This window comes from Streptomyces sp. CO7 (genome assembly GCF_053474865.1).
Genome location: NZ_JBRIOU010000005.1, coordinates 134,792 through 135,284 on the forward strand (window position 1 = coordinate 134,792; position 493 = coordinate 135,284).

Below are 493 nucleotides of genomic sequence, written 5' to 3' on the forward strand. Positions count from 1 at the left end.
CAGCCCCACCCCCGTTTCGACACGTGCCGCGGCCACGCCGGCCGTTGCCGCGGCATGCCCTGCCGGAGGCCCCGTTGTCCAGATCGTCCCGCTCCACCCGCGTGAGGGCGCTGATCGCCCTCGCCGTGGTGGCCCTGTCCGTCCTCGTCACCCTCACCGTGCCGGTCCGTCTCGGACTCGACCTGCGCGGCGGCACCCAGATCGTGCTGGAGACCCGGTCCACCTCCACCGCGAAGGCCGACCGCGAGACCACCGACCGCACCCTCGAGGTGCTGCGCGGGCGCGTCGACGCGCTCGGCGTGGCCGAGCCGACCCTGCAGCGTTCCGGGGACCGGCGGATCGTCGTCGAACTGCCCGGCGTGCAGGACCCCGAGGAGGCCGCCGAGGTCCTGGGCCGCACCGCCCAGCTCACCTTCCACCCGGTGCGCGCCGCCGAGGACCCCGCCACCACGAAGGACCCCGCCGCCACGAAGGACCTGGCGGAGGGCGAGCG

At 75.7% G+C, this 493-nt stretch carries 1 pseudogene; it reads left to right on the plus strand.

The window, feature by feature from the left end:
- Positions 1 to 74: 74 nt before the first annotated feature.
- Positions 75 to 493, plus strand: a pseudogene (locus ACOV8S_RS18955) (protein translocase subunit SecD); the annotation flags it as partial.